This is a genomic window from Clostridium tarantellae, from assembly GCF_009295725.1.
GTDB classification, from domain to species: Bacteria; Bacillota; Clostridia; order Clostridiales; family Clostridiaceae; genus Sarcina; species Sarcina tarantellae.
Genome location: NZ_WHJC01000525.1, coordinates 1 through 1,149 on the forward strand (window position 1 = coordinate 1; position 1,149 = coordinate 1,149).

General features: G+C 25.8%; 1 protein-coding gene. It reads right to left on the reverse strand.

Annotation, left to right across the window (positions count from 1 at the left end):
- Nucleotides 1–120: 120 nt before the first annotated feature.
- On the reverse strand, nt 121–1,077 hold the full coding sequence (locus GBZ86_RS16090) for an alpha/beta hydrolase (RefSeq protein ID WP_234885190.1): 957 nt from the start codon (nt 1,075–1,077) through the stop codon (nt 121–123).
- Between the last annotated feature and the right edge of the window lie 72 nt (nt 1,078–1,149).

Sequence of the window (1,149 nt, forward strand, 5' to 3'; positions counted from 1 at the left end):
ATAAAGTTCTTTTAATTTATAATTGTCTCTTATTATTAATAGTATTTTTTCTATTATTACTATTTAACTTTTTCTTTTTTAAAACAAGGCATAAAAGTTTAAAACTCTTATGCCTTATTTCTATATTTCTACATTTTTATTTATAAAATTAAATATTCTTTTAAAATATTCTTTTTTTACATCATCTACTCCTTTAACATGTTTAGAACCTTCTATAAACCACAGTTCTTTTTTATTATGAGGAATAGTTTCATAAATTTTAGTACTATTATTAGGTGCACAAACAGTATCTGCAGTTCCATGTATAAGCATAACTGGAACTGATATATTTTTTACAGCTTCATAAGGTTTAATTTCATCATAAGTAAATCCTGAAAATATCTTTGTATATAGATTACCACAAGAAGCTATATATGATGTTGGAATTAGTGGTATATTTTCTGCTTCAATTCCTAATCTAACAGCATCAGCCATCTCACTATAAGGAGAATCTAAAATATAAAAATCTACCTTTTTCTTTTTCTCATTAAGCTCTGTATGCATAGTTGCTGTAGCAGCTCCCATTGAATAACCATGTACGCCTATCATACCCTTTGGAAATTTGTTTTTAACAAAGTTAACTGCTGCATCTAAATCGTATCTTTCATATAATCCAAAAGTAAAATCTTTTCCCCCGGTATTTCCTGTATGTCTCTGATTATAAATAACTACATTATATCCATTCTCTAAATATCCAAAAGCTGTTTTTAACCATTTAAAATAATAAGTTTCAATTCCATGAACAATTATTATAGTCTTATTTGTTTCTATATTTGATTTTATAAACATAGTTTCCACATCATATCCATTTGAAGATGGAATCATAAATTTTTCATGTTTATATTTTTCAAGTTCATAAAGAGGTTTGTCCTCTTCTTTCGAAAAAACTTCTACCACATCTTCATTTTTTATTTTTTGAGATGATCCTACAGATCCTTTATAAACTAATCTACCTAACACATAGGATAACCCTATAAATAAAACCAAAACTACTGAAATAATTATACTTAATATTTTCTTTAAACTTCTTCTTTTCATTAGCTTATTCATCCTTTTTATGTAATATATAGTTCTTATACATCTCTAAAGTGTACTTTCCTATTCTATCTC